Below are 20,172 nucleotides of genomic sequence, written 5' to 3'. Positions count from 1 at the left end.
TCTAGCCTTTGAGTAGGTTCGCGTCGTCGACGGACGCCGATTTGCGGGCACGGAAAATCGTCATGATGATGGCCAGGCCGACGACGACCTCGCAGGCGGCGACCACCATCGTGAAGAACGCGATCATCTGACCGTCCAGGTGCCCGTGCATCCGGGCGAAGGTGACGAACGCCAGGTTGACGGCATTGAGCATCAGCTCGACACACATGAACATCACGATGGCGTTGCGGCGCAACAGCACACCCGCCGCCCCGATGGTGAACAACAGCGCCGAAAGGTAAAGGTAGTTGGCCGGATTCACGAGGCACCGCCCTGCACGGGTAGGCGATCCGGTTCGGCGCCGGTGTCTGATTCAGCCTGCGGAGTCGCCTTCACTTCCAGGCCGTCGGCGCCGCGTGTCCGCAGGATCTTCGAGACCGACAATCCCGAGTAGGAGCCGTCGGGGAGCAGCGCAGCCACGTCGACAGCGTTCTGGCGCGCGTAGACACCGGGATTGGGCAGCGGAGTGGGCCGTCCGCCGGAACGGAACCGCTCCTGAGAAAGTTCACGCTGGGTCTTGCGGCGCTCGAAGCGTTCCCGATGGGCCAGCACCATCGCGCCCACCGCCGCGGCGATCAGCAGCGCGCTGGTCAACTCGAACGCCCACAGGTAACGCGAAAAGATCAGTGCCGCAAGACCTTCGACATTTCCGTTGGCGTTAGCGGTGGTCAGTCCGACGAACCCGCCGGTGCCCACGTTGCCGATCGTGGCGATGAGCAGGACGCCGAACCCGACCCCGGTCAGCACCCCGGCTACGCGCTGTCCACGCAGCGTTTCCTTCAGTGACTCCGCCGAATCCACGCCGATGAGCATCAGCACGAACAGAAACAGCATCATGACCGCGCCGGTGTAGACGACGACCTGAACCACGCCCAGGAACAACGCGTCCTGGATCATGTAGAACACGGCCAACACGATCATCGTCATGGCCAAGAACATCGCCGAGTAGACGGCGTTGACCGACAGCACCACGCCGATCGCCCCGATCAGGGCCACCGCACCCAGCACCCAGAACGCCACCGCTTCACCGGTGGAGGTGCGGACGATGACGTCTGTCGCGAGTGTCGCGATCACTGAGCTTCACCGGCTTGGGGTCCGGCTTGGGTTCCGGCTTGGGCTGCGGTGCTTTGTGTCTCGCGCAAGCCGTGTGCGGTCACGTTGCCCAGGTAGTAGTCCTTGTCGGTGGCGCCCGGCGCTCTGGGGTGCGGCGGCGCGGTCATCTCCGGCTCCAGCGGGGCCAGCAGCCGGTCCTTTTCGTAGATCAGGTCCGCGCGGTTGTCGTCGGCCATCTCGTAGTTGTTGGTCATGGTCAGCGCCCGGGTCGGGCAGGCCTCGATGCACAGGCCGCAGCCGATGCAGCGCAGATAGTTGATCTGGTACACCCGTCCGTAGCGTTCGCCCGGGGAAAACCGTTGCTCCTCGGTGTTATCCGCGCCTTCGACGTAGATGGCGTCGGCCGGGCACGCCCAGGCGCACAACTCGCAGCCGATGCACTTTTCCAGGCCGTCGGGGTACCGATTGAGCTGGTGACGGCCGTGGTAGCGCGGCGCGACCGGACCCGGCTTCTCGGGATACTCCTCGGTGATGGTCTTTTTGAACATCGATCCGAACGTCACGCCGAAGCCTGCTACGGCGTCCAGGAACTTAGGCACGTACTGTCTCCTTGCTCGCTTGCTGCGCCGGCAGTGGCGGTGTCGGGAATGCCGGTGCGGTACTGACGCTTTCGGTGCCTTTGGGACCGGTCCGGCGCTGCTCGGCCTGTGCCCGCGCGCGGGCGCGCGGACTGGGGGCGCTGAACGGCCTGCGCAGCGAGAACACCAGCGCGGTGGCCACGACGATGCTGCTGATCACCAGCAGCAGGGTCCAATGCTGGTAGCCCTGATTGCGCAGTGTGCGGATGACCGCGGCGATCATCACCCAGACCAGCGAGACCGGGATCAGCAGCTTCCAGCCCAGCGCCATGAACTGGTCGTAACGCAGCCGGGGCAGGGTGGCCCGCAGCCAGAAGTACATGAACAGGAAGGTCCATACTTTGGCGACGAACCACAGCAATGGCCACCAGCCGGTGTTGGCTCCCGCCCACATGTTCAGCGGCCAGGGCGCATGCCAGCCGCCGAGGAACATGGTCGCGGCCAACGCCGAAACCGTTGTCATGTTGACGTATTCGGCCAGCATGAACATCGCGAACTTCAGTGACGAGTACTCGGTGTGGAAACCCGCGACCAGCTCGCCCTCGGCTTCCGGCAGATCGAACGGCGCCCGGTTGGTTTCGCCGACCATGGAAACCAGGTAGACCACGAACGACGGCAGCAACAAGAAGACGTACCAGACCCCGTTCTGCGCGGACACCAGCTTCGACGTCGACATGGTGCCGGCGAACAGGAAGACCGTTGCGAACGACAACCCCATCGCGACTTCGTAGGAGATGACCTGGGCGGTGGAGCGCACACCGCCCAGCAGCGGGTAGGTGGAACCAGATGCCCACCCGCCCAGCACGATGCCGTACACCCCGATCGCCGACAGACCCAGGATGAAGAGCACCGCGACCGGCAGGTCGGTCAGCTGCAGCGGGGTGCGGTGCCCGAACACCGACACTTCGGGACCGAACGGGATGAAGGCGAAGGCCGTGAATGCGGGAATCACCGAAATGACCGGTGCCGCAAAATAAACGAACTTGTCGATGCCGAACGGAGTGATGCTCTCCTTCAGCGCCAGCTTGATCCCGTCGGCCAGGCTCTGCAGCGCACCCTTCGGACCTACCCGGTTGGGGCCAGGGCGCAGCTGCATCCGGCCCAGCAGCTTGCGTTCGGCCAGGATCGCCACCAGCACCGTCAGCATCAGGAAGACGAAGATGGCCAGCGACTTGCCCAGCACCAGCCACCAGGTGTCGTGTCCAAAGGCGTTCAGGTTCATGAATCCACCCCGATCTGCACGACGCTGCCCAGTGTCACACCCAGTTGCCGGTGCACCGCCGAACCCGGTGAGTTCAGCGGCAGCCACACCACCCGATCCGGCATGTCGGTGATGGTCAGCGGCAATGTGATCGAGCCGCGGGCCGTGCTGACGGTGACCTCGTCTCCGTCGGCGGCGCCGATCTCGGCCGCGGTGTCGGCCGACAACCGCACAATCGGCGCCCGCGCGGTACCGGCCAGATGCGGCTCGCCGTCCTGTAGGCGGCCGGCGTCGAGTAGCTGCCGCCAGCCGGTCAAAACTGCCTCGCCGGACTCGGGTCGAGCCGGCTCGGGGGCTGCGACGTGCGGGCTCGCGGGGCGCTCGCCGTCCCAGGGGCCGAGTGCGGACAGCTCCTGGTGGGCCGTCTCGAAGGTGGAGAAGCCCAAGTAGACGCCCATTTCGTCGGCCAGCGCGTCGAGCACCCGGTGGTCCGACTGGGCAGCTTGCTGGGTGGTGCCACGCAGGGCGGGGGCGAAGCCGCGGTAGCGGCCCTCCCAGTTGAGGAACGTGCCGGCCTTCTGAGTGGTCGGCGCGACCGGGAATACCACGTCGGCGCGCTCGGTGACGGCACTGTGCCGCAGCTCCAGGCTGACCACGAAGCCCGCCGCGTCCAGCGCGGCCAGCACCGCGTCCGGGTCGGCGAAGTCGGCCGGTTCCACGCCGCCGACCAGCAGCGCGCCCAGGCTGCCGTCAGTCGCTGCGGCCACGATGCCGTCGGCGTCACGTCCAGCGGCGGAAGGCAATTCGGAGACGTGCCACGCGGCGCTGACCTGTGCGCGGGCAGCGTCGTCGGCCAGTGGACGGCCGCCGGGCAGCAGCGTGGGCAGCGCGCCGGCCTCCAGCGCACCCCGCTCACCGGCCCGCCGCGGCACCCACGCCAGCCGGGCTCCAGTGGCATCGGCCAGCCGCGCGGCGGCGGACAGTCCGCCGGGCACCGTGGCCAGGCGTTCTCCTACCATGATGACCGCGCCGGGCTTGGACAGCAGCTCCCCAATTTCACCGCTCGCCAAACCATCCAGTGTGGACGGCTCGGCGCCCGGAGCGGTCTTGACCAACCGCCCGGACATCTTGGTCAGCGAGCGGGTCGTAAACGGTGCGACCGCGTACACCGGCATGTTGTGCTTGCGGGCGGCCTTGCGCAGCCGCAGGAACACGATCGGCGATTCCTCTTCCGGCTCGAAGCCGACCAGCAGTACCACCGGGGCCGATTCCAAGTCGCCGTAGCTGACGGTCACCGGCCGGCCGGCGATGCGGGCCGTAAGGAAGTCGGCTTCCTCGGCCGAGTGTGGACGGGCGCGGAAGTCGATGTCGTTGGTGTCCAGCACGATTCGGGCGAATTTGGCGTAGGCGTAGGCGTCCTCCCAGGTGACCCGTCCACCGACCAGCACACCGCTGCGCCCGCGCGCGGCCGCAAGTCCTTGCGCAGCGACCACCATGGCGTGGGCCCATGACGCCGGTTGCAACGAACCGTCAGCTTCGCGGATGAGGGGAGTGGTGATCACGTCGGGCTCGGTTGCATACGTGAAAGCCCACCGGCCCTTGTCGCAGTTCCACTCCTCGTTGACTTCGGGGTCGTCGCCGGCGAGGCGGCGCAGCACCTTGCCACGACGGTGGTCGGTGCGTTGCGCGCAACCGGAGGCGCAGTGCTCGCAGACGCTGGGGCTGGATACCAGGTCGAACGGGCGGGCCCGGAACCGGTAAGCGGTTCCGGTCAGCGCCCCCACCGGGCAGATCTGCACGGTGTTGCCGGAGAAATAGGAGTCGAACGGCTCGTTGGCGTAAATGCCGACCTGCTGCAGGGCACCGCGTTCCTGCATGTCGATGAACGGGTCTCCGGCGATCTGCTCGGAGAACCGGGTGCACCGGGCGCACAGAATGCAGCGCTCGCGGTCCAGCAGCACCTGCGACGAGATGTTGATCGGCTTGGCGAAGGTGCGCTTGACGTCGGTGAAGCGAGAATCGGCGCGGCCGTTGGACATTGCCTGGTTCTGCAGCGGGCATTCGCCGCCCTTGTCACACATCGGGCAGTCCAGCGGATGGTTGATCAGCAGCAACTCCATCACGCCGTGCTGGGCCTTGTCGGCGGCCTCCGAGGTGAGCTGGGTGCGCACCACCATGTCGTCGGTACAGACGGTGGTGCACGACGCCAGCGGCTTGCGCTGGCCCTCGACCTCGACCAGGCACTGCCGGCACGCCCCGACCGGGTCGAGCAATGGATGGTCGCAGAACCTGGGGATCTGGATGCCCATCAGCTCGGCCGCGCGGATCACCAAAGTCCCTTTGGGAACGCTGATCTCGACGCCGTCGATGGTCAGCGCCACCATTTCCGGCTGGCTGACGCCGCCGGATTCGGTTTTCGCCGCACCAGAAGTGGTGGTCATCTTCGGTGTCATGCCTTTCCGTCTGGGGTGAGCATGGAGTCTCGGGGGTCGAACGGGCACCCGCCTCCTTCGACGTGCGCGACGTACTCGTCGCGGAAGTACTCGATCGACGACATCACCGGACTGGCGGCGCCATCGCCCAAGGCGCAGAACGACTTTCCCAAAATGGCGTCGGAGATGTCCAGCAGCTTGTCGAGATCCTCGTAGGTGCCCTTGCCGGTTTCCAGCCGCTCGTAGATCTTGTCCAGCCAGAAGGTGCCCTCCCGGCAGGGCGTGCATTTACCGCAGGACTCGTGCGCGTAGAACTCGGTCCAGCGGCGCACCGCGCGCACCACGCAGGTGGTTTCGTCGAAGATCTCCAGCGCCTTGGTGCCCAGCATCGAGCCGGCCGCGCCGACGCCCTCGTAGTCCAGCGGGACGTCGAGGTGCTCGTCGGTGAGCAGCGGCGTCGACGACCCGCCCGGGGTCCAGAACTTGAGCCGATGCCCCGCGCGCACGCCGCCGGCGTAGTCGAGCAGCTCACGCAACGTGATGCCCAGCGGGGCCTCGTACTGGCCCGGTCGGGTGACGTGTCCGGACAGCGAATACAGCGTGAAGCCAGGCGATTTCTCGCTGCCCATCGACCGGAACCAGTCGACGCCGTAGAGAATGATCGGCGGCACGCTGGCGATCGTCTCGACGTTGTTGATCACCGTCGGGCAGCCGTAAAGGCCGGCCACGGCGGGGAAGGGCGGCCGCAACCGCGGCTGGCCGCGCCGGCCCTCCAGCGAGTCGAGCAGCGCGGTTTCCTCACCGCAGATGTAGGCACCGGCGCCGGCGTGCACCACCAGCTCCAGGTCGAAACCCGAACCGTTGATGTCGCGGCCCAGGAAGCCGGCCTGATACGCCTCGGCCACCGCGTTCTGCAGGCGGCGCAGCACCGGCAGCACTTCGCCGCGCACGTAGATGAAGGCGTGGCTGGCCCGGATGGCGTAGGAGGCGATGATGACGCCTTCGATCAGCACATGCGGCGTGGCCAGCATCAGCGGAATGTCTTTGCACGTACCGGGTTCCGACTCGTCGGCGTTGACCACCAGGTAGTGCGGCTTGGCGGCCGGGCCGGTGTCGCCCTGCGGGATGAACGACCACTTCGTCCCGGTCGAGAATCCCGCGCCGCCACGCCCGCGCAGCCCGGAATCCTTGACGGTGCCCAGTACTGCGTCGGGCTCCATCTCCAGCGCCTTCGCCATGGCCTTATAGCCGTCGTGGCGTTGATAGGTCGCCAGCGACCACGACTCGGGGTCGTCCCAGTAGCGGGTGATCACCGGGGTCAACGGGGTGGCCTGGCCGCTCATGACTGCTCCTGCGACTTGGTCTCCGGCGCCGTCGGTGGCTCCGGTGCCTCCATGCCGTTTTCTTGCGCGACCCGCAGTCCGGCCAGTGTGGCCGCGCCGGCGCCGCCCTGGCCCTGGTCGGGCCGGGGGTCGGGTAGGCCGGCCAGGATGCGCGACGTCTCCCGGAAGGCACACAGCGGAGCGCCGCGGGTGGGCTCCTTGGGCTCGCCGGAGCGCAGCGAGTCGACGAGTTCGCGCGCGGACTCGGGGGTCTGGTTGTCGAAGAATTCCCAGTTGACCATCACCACCGGTGCGTAGTCGCAGGCGGCGTTGCATTCGATGTGCTGCAGGGTGACGGTTCCGTCGTCGGTCGTCTCGTCGTTGCCGATGCCCAGATGGTCCTTGAGGCTTTCGAAGATGGCGTCGCCGCCCATCACGGCGCACAGCGTGTTGGTGCAGACGCCGACCAGGTAGTTACCGGTGGGGCCGCGCCGGTACATGCTGTAGAAGCTGGCCACCGCCGAGACCTCGGCGCCGGTCAGTCCCAGCAGGTCGGAGCAGAACTCCAAACCGGCCGGGGTCAGGTAAGAGTCCTCGGACTGGACCAGGTGCAGCAGCGGCAGCAACGCCGACCGCTTGCTGGGGTAGCGACCCATGATCTCTTTGGCGTCGACCTCCAACCGCGCCCGCACGTCGGGCGGATAGGACTGCGGGGCGCCCTCGACGACGAACTGGTTGGGCTCGTCCGGCGGCGGGCCGAGCCGGATGAACACCGGCTGGCCTTGCGGTCCGGTCATCGATCCACCCCGCCCATGACCGGGTCGATGCTGGCGACCGCGGTGATCAGGTCGGCGACCATCCCGCCCTCGCACATCGCCGCCACCGCTTGCAGGTTGGTGAACGAGGGATCGCGGTAGTGCACCCGGTAGGGGCGGGTCCCGCCGTCGCTGACCATGTGCACGCCGAGCTCTCCGCGCGGCGATTCGACCGCCACGTAAACCTGGCCAGCCGGTACGCGAATGCCCTCGGTCACCAGCTTGAAGTGGTGGATCAGCGCCTCCATCGAGCTGCCCATGATCTTGGCGATGTGTTCGGGCGAGTTGCCCATGCCGTCGGGGCCCACCTTCAGGTCGGCCGGCCAGGCGATCTTGCGGTCCTCGATCATGGTCGGGCCCGGCCGCAACTTGTCCAGGCATTGCTCGACGATCTTTAGCGACTCCGACATTTCTTTGACGCGAATGATGTAGCGCCCGTAGGCATCACAACCCTCGTCGGTGATCACGTCGAATTCGTAGTTTTCGTAGCCGCAATAGGGTTCGCTCTTGCGCAGGTCGTGCGGCAACCCGGTGGAACGCAGGATCGGGCCGGTGACGCCCAGCGCCATGCATCCTTCGAGGTCCAGATAGCCGATGTCCTGGGTGCGCGCCTTCCAGATGGCGTTCTCATTGAGCAGATCACCCATGTCGCGCAGTGCTTGCCGCAGCGGCTCGAGGGAATCCGCGATCTTGCTGACCGCGTCGGGCGGCAGGTCCTGAGCCACGCCGCCGGGCCGGATGTAGCCGTGATTCATCCGCAAACCAGTGATCAATTCGAAGATGTTGAGGATGTATTCGCGCCCCCGGAAGCCGATGAACATTGCGGTCATCGCGCCCAGTTCCATCCCGCCGGTGGCCAATGCGACGAGGTGCGAGGAGATCCGGTTGAGCTCCATCATCATCACTCGGATGACGTTGACGCGCTCCGGTATTTCGTCGGTGATGCCCAGTAGCTTCTCCACGCCCAGGCAGAAGGCGGTTTCGTTGAAAAGCGGTGACAGATAGTCCATCCGGGTCACGAAGGTGACGCCCTGGGTCCAGTAGCGGTACTCCAGGTTCTTCTCGATTCCGGTGTGCAGGTAGCCGATTCCGCAGCGGACCTCGGTGACCGTCTCGCCTTCGATCTCCAGGATCAGGCGCAGCACGCCGTGGGTGGACGGGTGCTGGGGGCCCATGTTGACGACGATGCGTTCACCGGGATCCGCGTTGCGGGCGGCCTCGACGATCTCGTTCCAGTCCTGCCCGCCGGCGACCACGACGGTTTCGGTCATCTTTGCTCGGCTTCCATCTCAGTTGTAGCCTCTGCGCTCGTCGGGCGGAGGTATCTGTGCGCCCTTGTATTCCACCGGAATTCCGCCCAGTGGATAGTCCTTGCGTTGCGGATGTCCATGCCAGTCATCCGGCATCTCGATTCGGGTCAGCGACGGGTGACCGTCGAAGATGATCCCGAAGAAGTCGTAGGTCTCGCGCTCGTGCCAGTCGTTGGTCGGGTAGACGTCGTACAGCGACGGGATGTGTGGATCACCGTCCGGCGCAGCCACTTCCAGCCGCAGCCGGCGGTTGTGGGTGATCGACTGCAGCGGGTAGACCGCGTGCAGCTCACGGTCGGTCTCGTGCGGGTAGTGGACGCCGCTGACGCCAAGGCACAGCTCGAAGCGCAACTGCGGTTCGTCGCGCAGCCGCCGTGCCACCTGCGGCAGCAGGTCGCGGCGCACATGCAGGGTCAGTTCGTCGCGGTACACCACGACTTTCTCGATGGCGTCGTCGAATTCGAGGTCGTCGCCCTTGAGTGCCTCGGCCAGCCGATCGGCGATGTCGTCGAAATAGCTGCCGTAGGGCCGGGGGCTGCCGCCGGGCAGGGCGACCTCGCGCACCAGCCGTCCGTATCCGGAGGTGTCGCCAGTGCCCTGGACGCCGAACATGCCGCGGCGAACGTCGACCACTTCGGCGGTCGATCCGGCGCGGGTGGTCGCCTCCTGCGGGTCCTGATCCGGCGAGCTCATCGCAGCAACCCGTGCATCTCGATGGTGGGCCTGGCGGCCAGCGCTGCCTGCTCGGCCTCGGCGATGGCCTGCTCACGGTTGACGCCCAACGGCATTTCCTGAATCTTCTCGTGCAGCTTGAGGATTGCGTACAGCAACATCTCCGGGCGCGGAGGGCAGCCAGGTAGGTAAATGTCCACCGGGACAACATGGTCCACGCCCTGCACGATCGCGTAGTTGTTGAACATGCCGCCCGAGGAGGCGCACACGCCCATCGACAGCACCCACTTCGGCTCGGCCATCTGGTCATAGATCTGGCGCAACACCGGCGCCATCTTCTGACTGACCCGGCCCGCGACGATCATCAGATCGGCCTGCCGGGGCGTGGCGGAGAACCGCTCCATTCCGAACCTCGCGAGGTCGAAGCGCGGTCCCGCGGTTGCCATCATCTCGATGGCACAGCAGGCCAACCCGAAGGTCGCCGGCCACAACGAGTTCTTGCGGACGTAACCCGCGACCTTCTCGACAGTTGACAGCAGAATCCCACCGGGCAGCTGTTCTTCCAGGCCCATGCTTACCTCAATCCCACGTCAGGCCCCCGCGCCGCCACACGTAGGCGTAGGCCACGAAAACCGTCAGCATGAAAATCACCATCTCGACCAGCGCGAACATCCCCAGCGCGTCGAAACTGACGGCCCAGGGGTAAAGGAACACGATTTCGATGTCGAAGACGATGAACAACATTGCGGTCAGGTAGTACTTCACCGGGAACCGCTGGCCGCTGGTCGCCTGCGGGCCGCTGACCGGGCTGTCGGTCGGCTCAATCCCGCATTCGTAGGCGGCCTGCTTGGAGCGGTTGTACCGCGATGGGCCGACCAGGCTGGCGATCGCAACCGAGCCCACGGCAAACGCGGTCGCGATCGCACCCAGCACCAGGATGGGTATGTAGACGTTCAACTCGCTCCATGATCCGTCGTACGGGCCGCTTGGCAGCGGCCGGGCGGGTGACCGGGCTGCTGTGACGGACCGGGTTTTTGAGCCGTCACAGTGACCTTCAACATAGCGTCGCGACGCTCGGAGCACGTGCCCGGGGTGGGGCTTTGGCTGCGGGTGCTCGGCTGCGCATCGATGCACCGGATTTCATCGGTGCAGGGCCCCGTCCGAGGCCACATCAGCCACACAGGCCCGCATTGCCTGACGTCAAGATGCGCGCGGAAGCATTCGACTGATTGATCTCGGGCGTAAACGTGAGCCGCCCTCGCAGCTATGGGCCTTCACTGCCGTAGTCACAGGTGTCACTTCCGCACCGGCGCGGGCGCTATTAATCGGTTCCGGAAAGCGCTAGCGCCGGCGCTAGCACATCTGTGAGCCGATGCACCCGACCTTTCCCGTGACTGGTGGAAATGATGTGACGGATGGGGCGGACCGGCGCCGGCGTGGGGCCAGAAGGCCACCGTTCCGTTAATGCGCGGGAGCGCGCAGCAGTCCGAGCACCGTGCGGCCCAGCACAATCGGATCGATGGGATGGGGCACCGCTGCCTCGGCGCGCGACCAGGTGGCCAGCCAGGCATCGTCGGGCCGGCCGGTGAGCACCAGAATCGGCGGACATGTCTCGAGTTCGTCTTTGAGCTGCTTGGCGATTCCCATGCCCCCGGTCGGGGTGGCCTCACCGTCCAGAATGACCAGGTCGATGCCGCCCTCGTCCATGGTGCGCAGCACCATCGGGCCGGTCGCAACCTCGACGTAGCTCAACTCGGGCAGCTCCGGGTGCAGCTGTTTGCCCAGTGCCTGCATCACGCGTTCGCGGGTTTGGACGTTGTTGCTGTAGACGAGGATCCGCAATGTGTCGTTGGAGGCGGGCACGGTGCAGATCGTACTGGGACGACGCCCGGCCTACTGGGGCGCCTGGCCTACTGGGGCGCCTGGCCTACTGGGGCGCCCGCACGAAGATGGCTTCTGTTCGTACCGTCGCCTCCGCGCCGATCATGCCGCGCATGTCCCAGTCGACGCCGAACTGGAATCGATCGATCTTGGTTTCCCCGGCAACCCGGATCGAGCCGTCGGCGAGTTCGGTGACGGTGACCGGCAGCGGCACCTCGGCGGTAGCGCCCTTGATGGTGAAGCTTGTCCTCAGGTCTGCGGCGTTGCCGGTGGACGGTTGGAGACCGGTGACGACAACGCTGATCTCGGGGAAGCGTTCTGCGTCGAAGAAGTCGGCGGAGAGCAGGTGCCGGTCGCGCCGGCGGATGCCGGTCTGCAAGGACGCGACACGGATGTCGACCCGGCCGAAGACGGCGCCCTTGGCAGTCAGCTGCCCGTCGCCGCTGAACTCGGTGAACCGGCCTTTGACCGGCACCAGCCCCCACATGTTCTTGATCTTGAATGCGACGGTCGACTTGTCCGGAACCAGGTTCCAGACGCCGGCCGCGTCGGGATCGTTCAGCAATGTTTCCAGCGTCGTCATGGCTCACCTCACCGCCCGCGTCGAAACTCCATCGCCGGCATCGCCGCCTTCGAGCAGCGGGGCGATCCCGGCTGGGTCGAAATATTCGTCGATCCGGCTGATCAGACCGTTTGCGCCCAACTTGATCACGATGCACACCCGCAGCGAGATCGACTCGCCGGCATGACCCGTGGCCTGCAGGATGTGCTGCTGCACAAAGCCCCGGACGGACCCGTCGTCGAACAGCACCCGGTCGAGGATCTGGTAGCTGCGCCGGCTGGTGACCCCGATGAACCAATCGATGACCCGCAGCGCGCGGGCCTTGTCGTTATCGCGGGCGGTGCCTACTCGCCACACCGCGATGCCGTCGTCCCACAGTTGAGCCACCGCCGCTCGGTCACCGTTCTCGATGGCGGTGAACAGCCGGTCGGCCACTTCGTCGACGATGTTGATCTCGACCCCCGCCATGTCCCTGCTCCTCTCTGCCCGATCAGTATCCGGTCGCTCAACCCTGCGCGTATCCAGGATGGGCAATCGCCAATCGATGTAGCACCACAGTCCGCAAGCAGGCAAAAACGTCCGGAAGCCGATCGTCGAACTGACCCGCCCGGATGGCGGCGGCGAGCTGGGCTTGGTCATCGGCGCCCAGGCTGGCAAGCGCCGCGCGGGCGGCCGGTTCACCGGCATCGAGCAACTCACGCTCGACCATGCGCAAGGCGTTGGCGGCCACCCTGGCGTGAAAGTTCACTTGTCCGTCGGTCGCTTCGCGGACGTCGGTTTCGAGGAACTCGGCGACCGCCGCGACCAGCTCGGCAGCCGTCGGGCGGCCGTGAATGCCGTGCCTGTCCAGGCTCATGAGATTTCTTCGTCCAGCAGGTCGAGTAGGTCCCACTCAGTCTCACAGACCCGCCGGCCAATGGTCGCCAACTCCACCGAGCGAGCCTGCCCGCTCAGGTGCCGCTCCGCCTGGAAGCGGCAGATGACGCCCCAGCGCAGCGTGGCCAGCGCCATCCACCAGCGAAACGCCGCGCGATCGACGGCGGTGCCGCCGGCGTCTTCGTAGCCGCGAAGAAAGGTCTCGATGCTGCCCAGGCCACCAGCCCCCTGGCTGGCCGGGGCACCGAACCGCCACGCCCGGATGCAGAACCAGGCCAGGTCTTCGTAAGCCGCGCCGAGGTGTACCAGCTCCCAATCCAGGACGGCCGCCAGCCGGGATCCGTCGACGATCAGATTGCCCATCCGGAAGTCGCCGTGCACCAGCACCAGGCCCGACGGCGGCGGCTGATGGCGGGTCAGCCAGCGAAACCCCAACTCGAAGGTGGCGGTGGTGTCGCCCATCGCATCGAGGCGCTCGCGCCATTGCCTTAGCGGGTCTTCGCAGGCCAGGTCCAGCTCATGCGCGTCGGCACGGTGAATGGCGGCCAGCGCCTGCGCGCACTGCTGAAGCAGGCTCGCGCGGCCCTGATCGTCGAGCTGGCGCTGGATGCGACGGACGATGGTCTCGCCCGCGATCTCGTCGCAGATCAGAAACGGATTGCCAAGCGCGGCAGTCGAATTGTCGGCGACCAGGATATGCGGGACGGGCGTGCCGGCCGCCGCGGCAGCGGCCTGGGCGCGCGCTTCGAGTTCCATGCTGGCGTGCAGGTCGTCGGGCGGCCCGGTGCGCAGGATCAGCGATCGGCTGGCCTCGCCGATGACGGCGTGGAACGCCCAGGTGGTTCGGCTGGCCCCACCGGTGAGCTGGCGCAGGTTGTCGATTGCCGGGGGTGCGCCGAGTGCCGGCGCCAACACAGTGGGGAGTGCCGCCGCCAGCTCGTCGGCTGACGTCACTTGGATTCCCGGCCGAATTTGAACAGCCGCTGCGCCACGCGGCGGATCTGAATTTCCTCCGCTCCCTCGGTGATGCGGTAGCGGCGGTGGTGGCGGTAGATGTGTTCGAACGGCTCATGGCGGCTGTAGCCCAGACCGCCACAGATCTGCATCGCCCGGTCGGCGGCGTCGCAGACCAGTCGGTTGGCGCGGTAATTGGCCATCGACACTTTGTCGGAGACCTCCATGTGGTGGTCACGGTCCAGGTGCCAGGCCGCGTAATACACCAACAGTCGCACCATTTGGGCTTCGGTTTGCAGTTCGGCGAGCGGCCATTGCACCGCCTGGTTCACCGCCAGCGGCTTGCCGAAAACCCGGCGTTTCCCGGCGTATTCGGCGGCGCGGTCGATGCAGTATTGCGCCGCGCCCAGACTGCTTGCCGCCTGCCGAATCCGGTTCTCGTGCAGGAAGGTTTGGGCGACCTCCAGACCGCGGTCCACTTCCCCGAGTACCGCGTCCGCGGGCACCCGCACGTCGGTCAGCTCGACCTCGCCGTGATCGGTGGGCATGTTGAACGTCCACCAGTAATAGGGGACGGTGAATCCAGGCGTGTCGGTAGGCACCAGAAACGCGGTGATGCCCCGGGCTTGCCCGGGCTCACCGGAGGTGCGGGCGAAGATCAAGTCGTGTGTCGCGCGGTGCACGCCGGTGTTGAACCTTTTCGAACCGTTGATCACCCAGTGGTCGTCGTCTTGTTCGGCGTGCGTTTCCAGCCATGTCGCGTCGGAACCGTGCAGCGGCTCGGTCAGGCCGAACGCCATCGAGCGCTCCCCGGTGATCAGCGCCTCCGACCAATCGGCGCGCTGGGCATCTGTGCCGAACCGTTCCATCATGATCACCTGGGGAAAGTTCCCGACGATCGATGATTCGTTCTGCAAGTCGTTGTGCAGGCCAAGACCCTTGTGCGCCAGGTGTTCCCGGATCACCGCCATGTCCACGTTGGTGCCGTCACGGCCGCCCAGCGAGGCCGGCAACCCGTAGCGCAGCCAGCCAGCTGCATCGGCCCGCCTGCGCATCTCGGTGAGCAGGTCCTCCCACTCTCGCGTCGGTATGCCGTCGTTGTCCACGTCGGTGCGGGCGAACTCGCGGCGATGGTCGAAGTATTGCATGTTCTCGGCCTGCAGCGGCGCGATCTCCCGCTCGATGAAGGCATCCATCTCGGCAAGCAGCGGTGGAAGGTGTTCTGGCAGTGTGAAATCCATGGCTTACCCTTTCTGACCTCCGCTGCCTGCCGCTAACGCCCGTACAGCGTCTTTTTCCATACCGTCGCCAGCGTAGCGATGGCTTCGCGATCGCTGATCTGAAGGCCCAGCCCGGCCGGATCAGGCCGCAGCACCACACTGGTGAACTGTTCGAACAGCAGCGCTATGGCGGCGGCGGTGTGTTGCGGGTTCAGGTCGTGACCGTAGCCCTGTTGCTGGGCGTGCAGCACCGATGCGGTGACGATATCCATCCCGAAGCGCCGGAATTCGTTCTGCAGCGCCGCAAACCGTGGTTGGGTGGTGCCCAGCTGGGCGATCGCCACCATGATGCCGATGTTCTGCTTGAAGATGTTCCAGTAGCCGGTCACCACCGAGTCGAAGAACTCGCTGTCCTCGGGTGAGTGTGGCAACTGAACAAACAGACGGGCGGACGAGAGCACCTCGTGCAGAAAGGACTTCGCCAGGGCGGCGAGCAGATCTTCCTTGTCGGCGAAATAGCGGTAGAACACCGCCGAGGACTTGCCCGCAGCCGAGGTGATGTCGGCCAGCGTGGTGCCGTGAAAGCCACGCTCGGCAAACAATTTTCGAGCCGCTTGCTCGATCGCCTCGCGGGTTCGCTGGCCCTTTGCCGTCAGCGCGGGCGACGCTTGCGGGGACATGTATCAGCCCCGGATCCGGTCACCGGCGCGCAGCAGGGCGCTCGGCAGATCGTGGCCGACGACGGCGCGCGCGACTTCTGCCGCCTTGATCGCCGCTTGCAGGTCGACGTCGACTTCGATATCGCTGTCCCGCAACAGGTATACCAGGTCTTCGGTGGCGATGTTGCCGGTGGCGCCGGGGGCAAACGGGCAACCGCCGAGCCCGCCGACGGATGCGTCCAACCGGGTGACGCCGGCGGCGACCGCCGCATACGCGCTGGCCAGCCCGGCCCCCCGGGTGTTGTGGAAATGGCCGCCCAGCGGCATGTCCCCGATCACCGGACGCAGTTGGGAGATAAGCGAACTCACCCGCTTGGGGGTGGTCGTGCCGATGGTGTCGGCAATGGAGAACCGGTCGACGCCATGGTCGCGAGCGGCCGCGGCGATGTCGAGTACCCGCTGCGGCGGGGTAGGCCCCTCGAACGGTGAGTCCCACGCAGTGGCGACGATGACCTCGACGGTGGCGGGAGGGCCGGTGGGGCTGCCGTGCGCGATGGCGACGATCTCGCCGATCTGGTCGGTGGCCTCCGCGCTGGTGCGCCCGACGTTGGCCATGCTGAATGCGTCGTCGGCGGCCACCACATATTCGATCGATCGCAGCCCCGCGGCGATGGCCCGTTTGGCGCCGTTGGGGCTGGCGACCAGGGCGGAGAATTCGATGTCCGGATAGTGCCGTAGTTCGGCTGCCACCTCGGCAGCGTCGGCCATCGACGGCACCTTCGACGGAGAGACGAACGCCGTGGCCTCCACCTCGCGCACGCCGGTGGCGGCCACCGCGGCCAGCAGTTCCAGCTTGGCCGACAACGGGATTGGCTTCTCGATCTGCAGCCCGTCGCGCAGCGACACCTCGCGGATGTCGACATGTTGGTTCATAACACTTCCTCCGCCCTCAGCTCCGCGAGCTCCTCCGCCGTTTTGCCGAGCAGCCCGAGGTAGACGTCGTCGTTGTGCTGACCCGGATGGGCGGGGCCGGCATTGCGAACCGCGCCAGGTGATTCGGACAGCACCGGCACGATCCCGGGTCCCAGCACGCTGCGCTCGATCCGTTCGTCGAAGTGCTCGACCAGCATGCCGCGGGTGCGCAGCTGCGGGTCATTGACCACTTCGGCGACGGTGTTGATCGGGCCCGCGATAACGCCTGCGGCGCCGAGTGTTTCGATGATCTCGCCGGGTTGCCGCCCGGCCGCCCAGGCCCCGATGATGTCGTCGAGCTCGTCCTGATTGCGGCCACGGGCGCGGTGTGTGGCGAACCGGTCGTCGGTGGCCAACTCGGGACGCCCCATCGCCTTGCACAACCGGGCGAACACGGTGTCCTGATTGGCCGCGATCACCACCCAGGAGTCGTCGGCGCTGCGGTAGATATTGGACGGCGCGATGCCCTCCAGCCGGGTGCCCGACGGCCCGCGTACCACGCCGCCCACGTCGTAGTCGGGAATCGTGGATTCCTGCACTGCCAAACATGATTCGGTGAGCGCGACGTCGACCACCTGCCCGTGGCCGGTGACGCTGCGGCGGTACAGTGCGGCCAGCGCCCCCTGGGCGCCGAACATGCCGGCCAGGCTGTCGCCCAGGGACAGTGCCAGGCGGGGCGGCGGTCCGCCTGGGAACCCGTTGAGGTGCCGCAGGCCGCTGGCCGCCTCGGCCACCGACGCATAGCCTGCCTTGTGCGCCTCGGGTCCGGTCTGGCCGTAGCCGGATACGCGCACCAGGATGATGCCCGAGTTGCGTTCGCGCAGCGCGTCGTAACCCAGGTCCCACCTCTCCAGCGTGCCCGGACGGAAGTTCTCCACCACGATGTCGGACTTCTCGACGAGTTCGAGAAACAGCTCCCGGCCGCGTGGCCGGCGCAGGTCCAGCGTGATGGCTCGCTTGTTGCGCGCGTGCACCGTCCAGAACACGTGGTGCCCGTCGACTTCGGCTTGCCCCCAGGTGCGCAACGGGTCCGGGGCGCCGGGTGGTTCCACCTTGATGACGTCGGCGCCCATGTCGCCGAGTAGCCGTCCGGCGAACGGCCCGGCAATCAAGGTGCCCAGCTCCAGTACCCGGATGCCGTCCAGCGGGCCCGCGGGTACGGTCATTCGGCGCTCGCGAAGTCGTGGCGGACCAGCCAGTCGGTGGCGATGTCAACAGCGCGGCGCAATTTGTCGCGCTGGTCGGGGCCCGCGTAATAGTGTGTGGCGCCCGGAATTTCGTACATCTCCTTGTCGGGATGACCGATCGCGTCGAAAAGCCGCCGGGTGTGGCTGGGTGTGCAGGCATCGTCGGCCAGGTTGCCGATCACCAGCGCGGGGATCGCGATGTCGCGCCCGCAGGCGACGCCGTCGCCGCGAGCCTCGTCGTAGCTCCATTGGGACAGCCAGCCGCGCAGCGTCGAGAACCGGGCCAGGCCGACCGGGCTCATGTTCACCACTTGAGGATCGCCCAGATAGCAGGTGCCCGGGGTGCGTTCGTTGGGATCGACTGTGGGATCCAGCCAGCGCGGGTCGGCCATGGTGCCGTGCACGACAAAAGCAGAACTCGTCATCGGGGCGCCCGGCGGCAGCCAGCTCGGCGAGTTTTTCTCGGACCCATGCCGTGATCCGGCGGTTGCGGTCGATCTGCGCTTGGCGGTAGCGATCCAAAAATTCTTCGGTGTAAGGCGACTGGTTGGGGTTGTCCGGGTTGTACAGGTCCAGCTCGGGATCGCGTGTGGTCGGGTCGGATTCGTCGAGGATCGACGCGTCCAGCCATTCGGTCAGCGTGCCGTGCCTGCTGATGTGCGCAGCCAGCAACATGATTCCGTCGGCGGGCGGTAACTCCAGCTGCGTGAGGTCGGGGCCGTCGCCGGAGGGGCTGGACGTGATCGTCGGGTGCTGGGCCTGCTGCTGGTAGAACACCGACAACGAGCCGCCGCCGCTCCAGCCGGCCAGCACCACCTTCTGGTAGCCGAACCGCTTCTTGGCGTCCTTGATGCATTCGCCCAGATCCTCGACGACCTTCTCCATCAGCAGCGCCGAATCCGTGCCGCGGAACCGGCTGTTGCAGTAGATGACATGGTGGCCCGCCCGGGCCAGCGCGTTGATCATCGGCAGGTAGGCGCCGCCGCCGATCGGGTGCATGAACACCAGCACGGTGTCGGACGGCCGGTCCTTCGGCTTGAGCAGGTAACTCTCCAGCACGGTGATCTCGGCCAGACCGCCATACACGTCGCGGACCCCCGAATTGTTCTGGAAAGCAACGATATAGGGGATTCTGTCGTATTCGTGCTTGACGGCGTGCTGCATCAGTGTTGTCCCAGGTCGTGTGCCAGCACCTCGGGCGACGGTGTCAGGCGCTTGCGGGTGTCGACGGCGATCACTTGCCAGTCGACCGTCGAGTATTCGTCGAACTTGCGACGGGTGCGTTCGCGTGCCTTTTCCGGCGCACCGTGGTGAACCCCTTGCGGCGCATGGGAGATCAACCCCGGCGGCATCGGAATGCCGTACAGCGAGCCGCCATGGAAGAACGCGATCTCGTCGTAGTCGACGTTGCGGTGATACCAGGGGGTGCGTTCGGTGCCCGCGACGCCTTCGGCGGGTTTCGGCAGAAAGTTCATCACGTAGACACCGGTAGCCTGCATGAACAGATGCACCGTCGGTGGCAGGTGGACGCTGTCGGAGGTGATCACGTTGTAGTCGGCAATGTTGAAGGTGAACGCGAAGTTGTCGCCGCGCCAACCCTCGACATCGATCGGATTGTGTTGGTAGTAAAGCGTGGTGGCGGGCCCGCCTTGAACATCCCGGTGAACCAGCCGGACCTCGTATTCGTCTCGGTCGGGGTCGTCAATGGGGGCCGGCTCGGGGATGGTGGCTTGCGACGGGTCGAACGGGAAGTGCCGTCCGAGCTGTCCGGGCGGTGGTACCCGAAACTCGTCGGTGGCTTCGACCATCAGCAGCGTGGTCTCGCTGTCCGGCACCTGGCGCCACGTGCAGGCCTTCGGGACGTAGACCCAATCGCCCTGCCGGTAGCGCAGCGGGCCGAACTCGGTTTCCAGCAGACCGGCGCCGGTGTGGACGAAGCTCAGCAGATCACCGTCGACGTGGCGGGTGTAGAACGGCATTGTCTCGTGGCGGCGGCTCAACAGAATCCGGCAGTCGGTATTGCTGAACATCAGCAGCGGCCCGCCGTTGGGGTCGGTCGCATCACTGGGTTTGAGCTCGCCGGCGAGCACGTCGACGGGGCGCAGTGGGCCCACCGCGCGGAAGGCGGTGGGGTCATGGCGACGGTAGATGTTCGCGGTACGCCCGGTGAAACCACCTCGGCCCAGCTCGTCGTCTTTGAGGCCGTCGAGGTCGGCATGCAGGCGCCGCGGCGTCTTCCCTCTTCGCAGGTGGACAAAGGACTCCATGGATTACTCCCTGGGTGAGTTTACCTGGGGCGATGCAAAACTGAAAGTGACATTACTTTTTGTTTCCGCTCGGCACAAGGCCTTTGTCGCGACATTGCGTCACGCGATGAAG

Annotated in this window: 21 protein-coding genes and 1 pseudogene; all 22 read right to left on the bottom strand. The window is 66.3% G+C overall.

What is annotated here, in order from left to right; genetic code table 11:
• Position 1: 1 nt before the first annotated feature.
• A complete protein-coding gene (gene nuoK, locus A5791_RS19930; RefSeq protein ID WP_047313174.1) occupies positions 2 to 301 on the bottom strand; it encodes an NADH-quinone oxidoreductase subunit NuoK in 300 nt (99 codons plus the stop codon).
• Positions 298 to 1,113, bottom strand: a complete 816-nt coding sequence (locus A5791_RS19925) for an NADH-quinone oxidoreductase subunit J (RefSeq protein WP_067240439.1) — start codon at positions 1,111 to 1,113, stop codon at positions 298 to 300. The genes nuoK and A5791_RS19925 overlap by 4 nt, the downstream gene beginning before the upstream one ends.
• Positions 1,110 to 1,691, bottom strand: coding sequence for an NADH-quinone oxidoreductase subunit NuoI (gene nuoI / locus A5791_RS19920; protein WP_067240438.1), 582 nt, complete (start codon positions 1,689 to 1,691; stop codon positions 1,110 to 1,112). The genes A5791_RS19925 and nuoI overlap by 4 nt, the downstream gene beginning before the upstream one ends.
• Positions 1,684 to 2,946 carry an NADH-quinone oxidoreductase subunit NuoH gene (nuoH, locus tag A5791_RS19915; protein ID WP_156661522.1) on the bottom strand — a complete coding sequence of 421 codons (1,263 nt, stop codon included), beginning with the start codon at positions 2,944 to 2,946 and terminating at the stop codon, positions 1,684 to 1,686. Before nuoH ends, nuoI begins: the two co-directional genes overlap by 8 nt.
• Positions 2,947 to 2,948: 2 nt before the next feature.
• A complete protein-coding gene (locus tag A5791_RS19910) occupies positions 2,949 to 5,372 on the bottom strand; it encodes an NADH-quinone oxidoreductase subunit G (protein WP_067240435.1) in 2,424 nt (807 codons plus the stop codon).
• An 8-nt stretch (positions 5,373 to 5,380) separates the two neighbouring features.
• Complete coding sequence (gene nuoF / locus A5791_RS19905) at positions 5,381 to 6,706, bottom strand: NADH-quinone oxidoreductase subunit NuoF (protein ID WP_067240434.1); 1,326 nt, start codon at positions 6,704 to 6,706, stop codon at positions 5,381 to 5,383.
• Positions 6,703 to 7,482, bottom strand: coding sequence for an NADH-quinone oxidoreductase subunit NuoE (nuoE, locus tag A5791_RS19900; protein ID WP_067240433.1), 780 nt, complete (start codon positions 7,480 to 7,482; stop codon positions 6,703 to 6,705). Before nuoE ends, nuoF begins: the two co-directional genes overlap by 4 nt.
• Positions 7,479 to 8,771, bottom strand: coding sequence for an NADH dehydrogenase (quinone) subunit D (nuoD, locus tag A5791_RS19895; protein ID WP_067240432.1), 1,293 nt, complete (start codon positions 8,769 to 8,771; stop codon positions 7,479 to 7,481). The genes nuoE and nuoD overlap by 4 nt, the downstream gene beginning before the upstream one ends.
• An 18-nt stretch (positions 8,772 to 8,789) precedes the next feature.
• Positions 8,790 to 9,503 carry an NADH-quinone oxidoreductase subunit C gene (locus tag A5791_RS19890; RefSeq protein ID WP_067240431.1) on the bottom strand — a complete coding sequence of 238 codons (714 nt, stop codon included), beginning with the start codon at positions 9,501 to 9,503 and terminating at the stop codon, positions 8,790 to 8,792.
• Positions 9,500 to 10,054: an NADH-quinone oxidoreductase subunit B family protein gene (locus tag A5791_RS19885; protein WP_067240430.1), complete on the bottom strand. Its 555-nt coding sequence runs from the start codon at positions 10,052 to 10,054 to the stop codon at positions 9,500 to 9,502. Before A5791_RS19885 ends, A5791_RS19890 begins: the two co-directional genes overlap by 4 nt.
• Positions 10,055 to 10,061: 7 nt before the next feature.
• Positions 10,062 to 10,439: an NADH-quinone oxidoreductase subunit A gene (locus A5791_RS19880; RefSeq protein WP_067240428.1), complete on the bottom strand. Its 378-nt coding sequence runs from the start codon at positions 10,437 to 10,439 to the stop codon at positions 10,062 to 10,064.
• Between the two features lie 504 nt (positions 10,440 to 10,943).
• On the bottom strand, positions 10,944 to 11,345 hold the full coding sequence (locus tag A5791_RS19875) for a response regulator transcription factor (protein ID WP_067240426.1): 402 nt from the start codon (positions 11,343 to 11,345) through the stop codon (positions 10,944 to 10,946).
• A 64-nt stretch (positions 11,346 to 11,409) separates the two neighbouring features.
• The gene (locus tag A5791_RS19870; RefSeq protein ID WP_067240425.1) at positions 11,410 to 11,946 is read right to left on the bottom strand and encodes a YceI family protein; all 537 of its coding nucleotides are present in this window, start codon (positions 11,944 to 11,946) and stop codon (positions 11,410 to 11,412) included.
• 3 nt (positions 11,947 to 11,949) lie between these two features.
• A complete protein-coding gene (locus A5791_RS19865; protein WP_067240424.1) occupies positions 11,950 to 12,393 on the bottom strand; it encodes a nuclear transport factor 2 family protein in 444 nt (147 codons plus the stop codon).
• Positions 12,394 to 12,430: 37 nt separating this feature from the next.
• On the bottom strand, positions 12,431 to 12,781 hold the full coding sequence (locus A5791_RS19860; protein ID WP_067240423.1) for a DUF6285 domain-containing protein: 351 nt from the start codon (positions 12,779 to 12,781) through the stop codon (positions 12,431 to 12,433).
• Entirely contained in the window at positions 12,778 to 13,755 is a 978-nt protein-coding gene (locus tag A5791_RS19855; RefSeq protein ID WP_067240421.1) for a phosphotransferase family protein, read from the bottom strand. Before A5791_RS19855 ends, A5791_RS19860 begins: the two co-directional genes overlap by 4 nt.
• A complete protein-coding gene (locus A5791_RS19850) occupies positions 13,752 to 14,996 on the bottom strand; it encodes an acyl-CoA dehydrogenase family protein (RefSeq protein ID WP_067240420.1) in 1,245 nt (414 codons plus the stop codon). The genes A5791_RS19855 and A5791_RS19850 overlap by 4 nt, the downstream gene beginning before the upstream one ends.
• Positions 14,997 to 15,028: 32 nt before the next feature.
• Positions 15,029 to 15,655, bottom strand: a complete 627-nt coding sequence (locus A5791_RS19845) for a TetR/AcrR family transcriptional regulator (protein WP_067240419.1) — start codon at positions 15,653 to 15,655, stop codon at positions 15,029 to 15,031.
• Between the two features lie 3 nt (positions 15,656 to 15,658).
• Entirely contained in the window at positions 15,659 to 16,567 is a 909-nt protein-coding gene (locus A5791_RS19840; protein ID WP_067240418.1) for a hydroxymethylglutaryl-CoA lyase, read from the bottom strand.
• A complete protein-coding gene (locus A5791_RS19835; RefSeq protein ID WP_067240417.1) occupies positions 16,564 to 17,772 on the bottom strand; it encodes a CaiB/BaiF CoA-transferase family protein in 1,209 nt (402 codons plus the stop codon). The genes A5791_RS19840 and A5791_RS19835 overlap by 4 nt, the downstream gene beginning before the upstream one ends.
• Positions 17,769 to 18,957: pseudogene (locus A5791_RS19830) on the bottom strand (alpha/beta hydrolase family protein). The gene A5791_RS19835 and the pseudogene A5791_RS19830 overlap by 4 nt, the downstream one beginning before the upstream one ends.
• A complete protein-coding gene (locus tag A5791_RS19825) occupies positions 18,957 to 20,060 on the bottom strand; it encodes a homogentisate 1,2-dioxygenase (protein ID WP_067240415.1) in 1,104 nt (367 codons plus the stop codon). The pseudogene A5791_RS19830 and the gene A5791_RS19825 overlap by 1 nt, the downstream one beginning before the upstream one ends.
• Between the last annotated feature and the right edge of the window lie 112 nt (positions 20,061 to 20,172).

It is taken from the genome of Mycobacterium sp. 852002-51163_SCH5372311, assembly GCF_001667115.1.
GTDB lineage: Bacteria > Actinomycetota > Actinomycetes > Mycobacteriales > Mycobacteriaceae > Mycobacterium.
The sequence above is the reverse complement of the archived record's forward strand: the minus strand, read 5'-3'. Positions and strand labels throughout refer to the sequence as shown.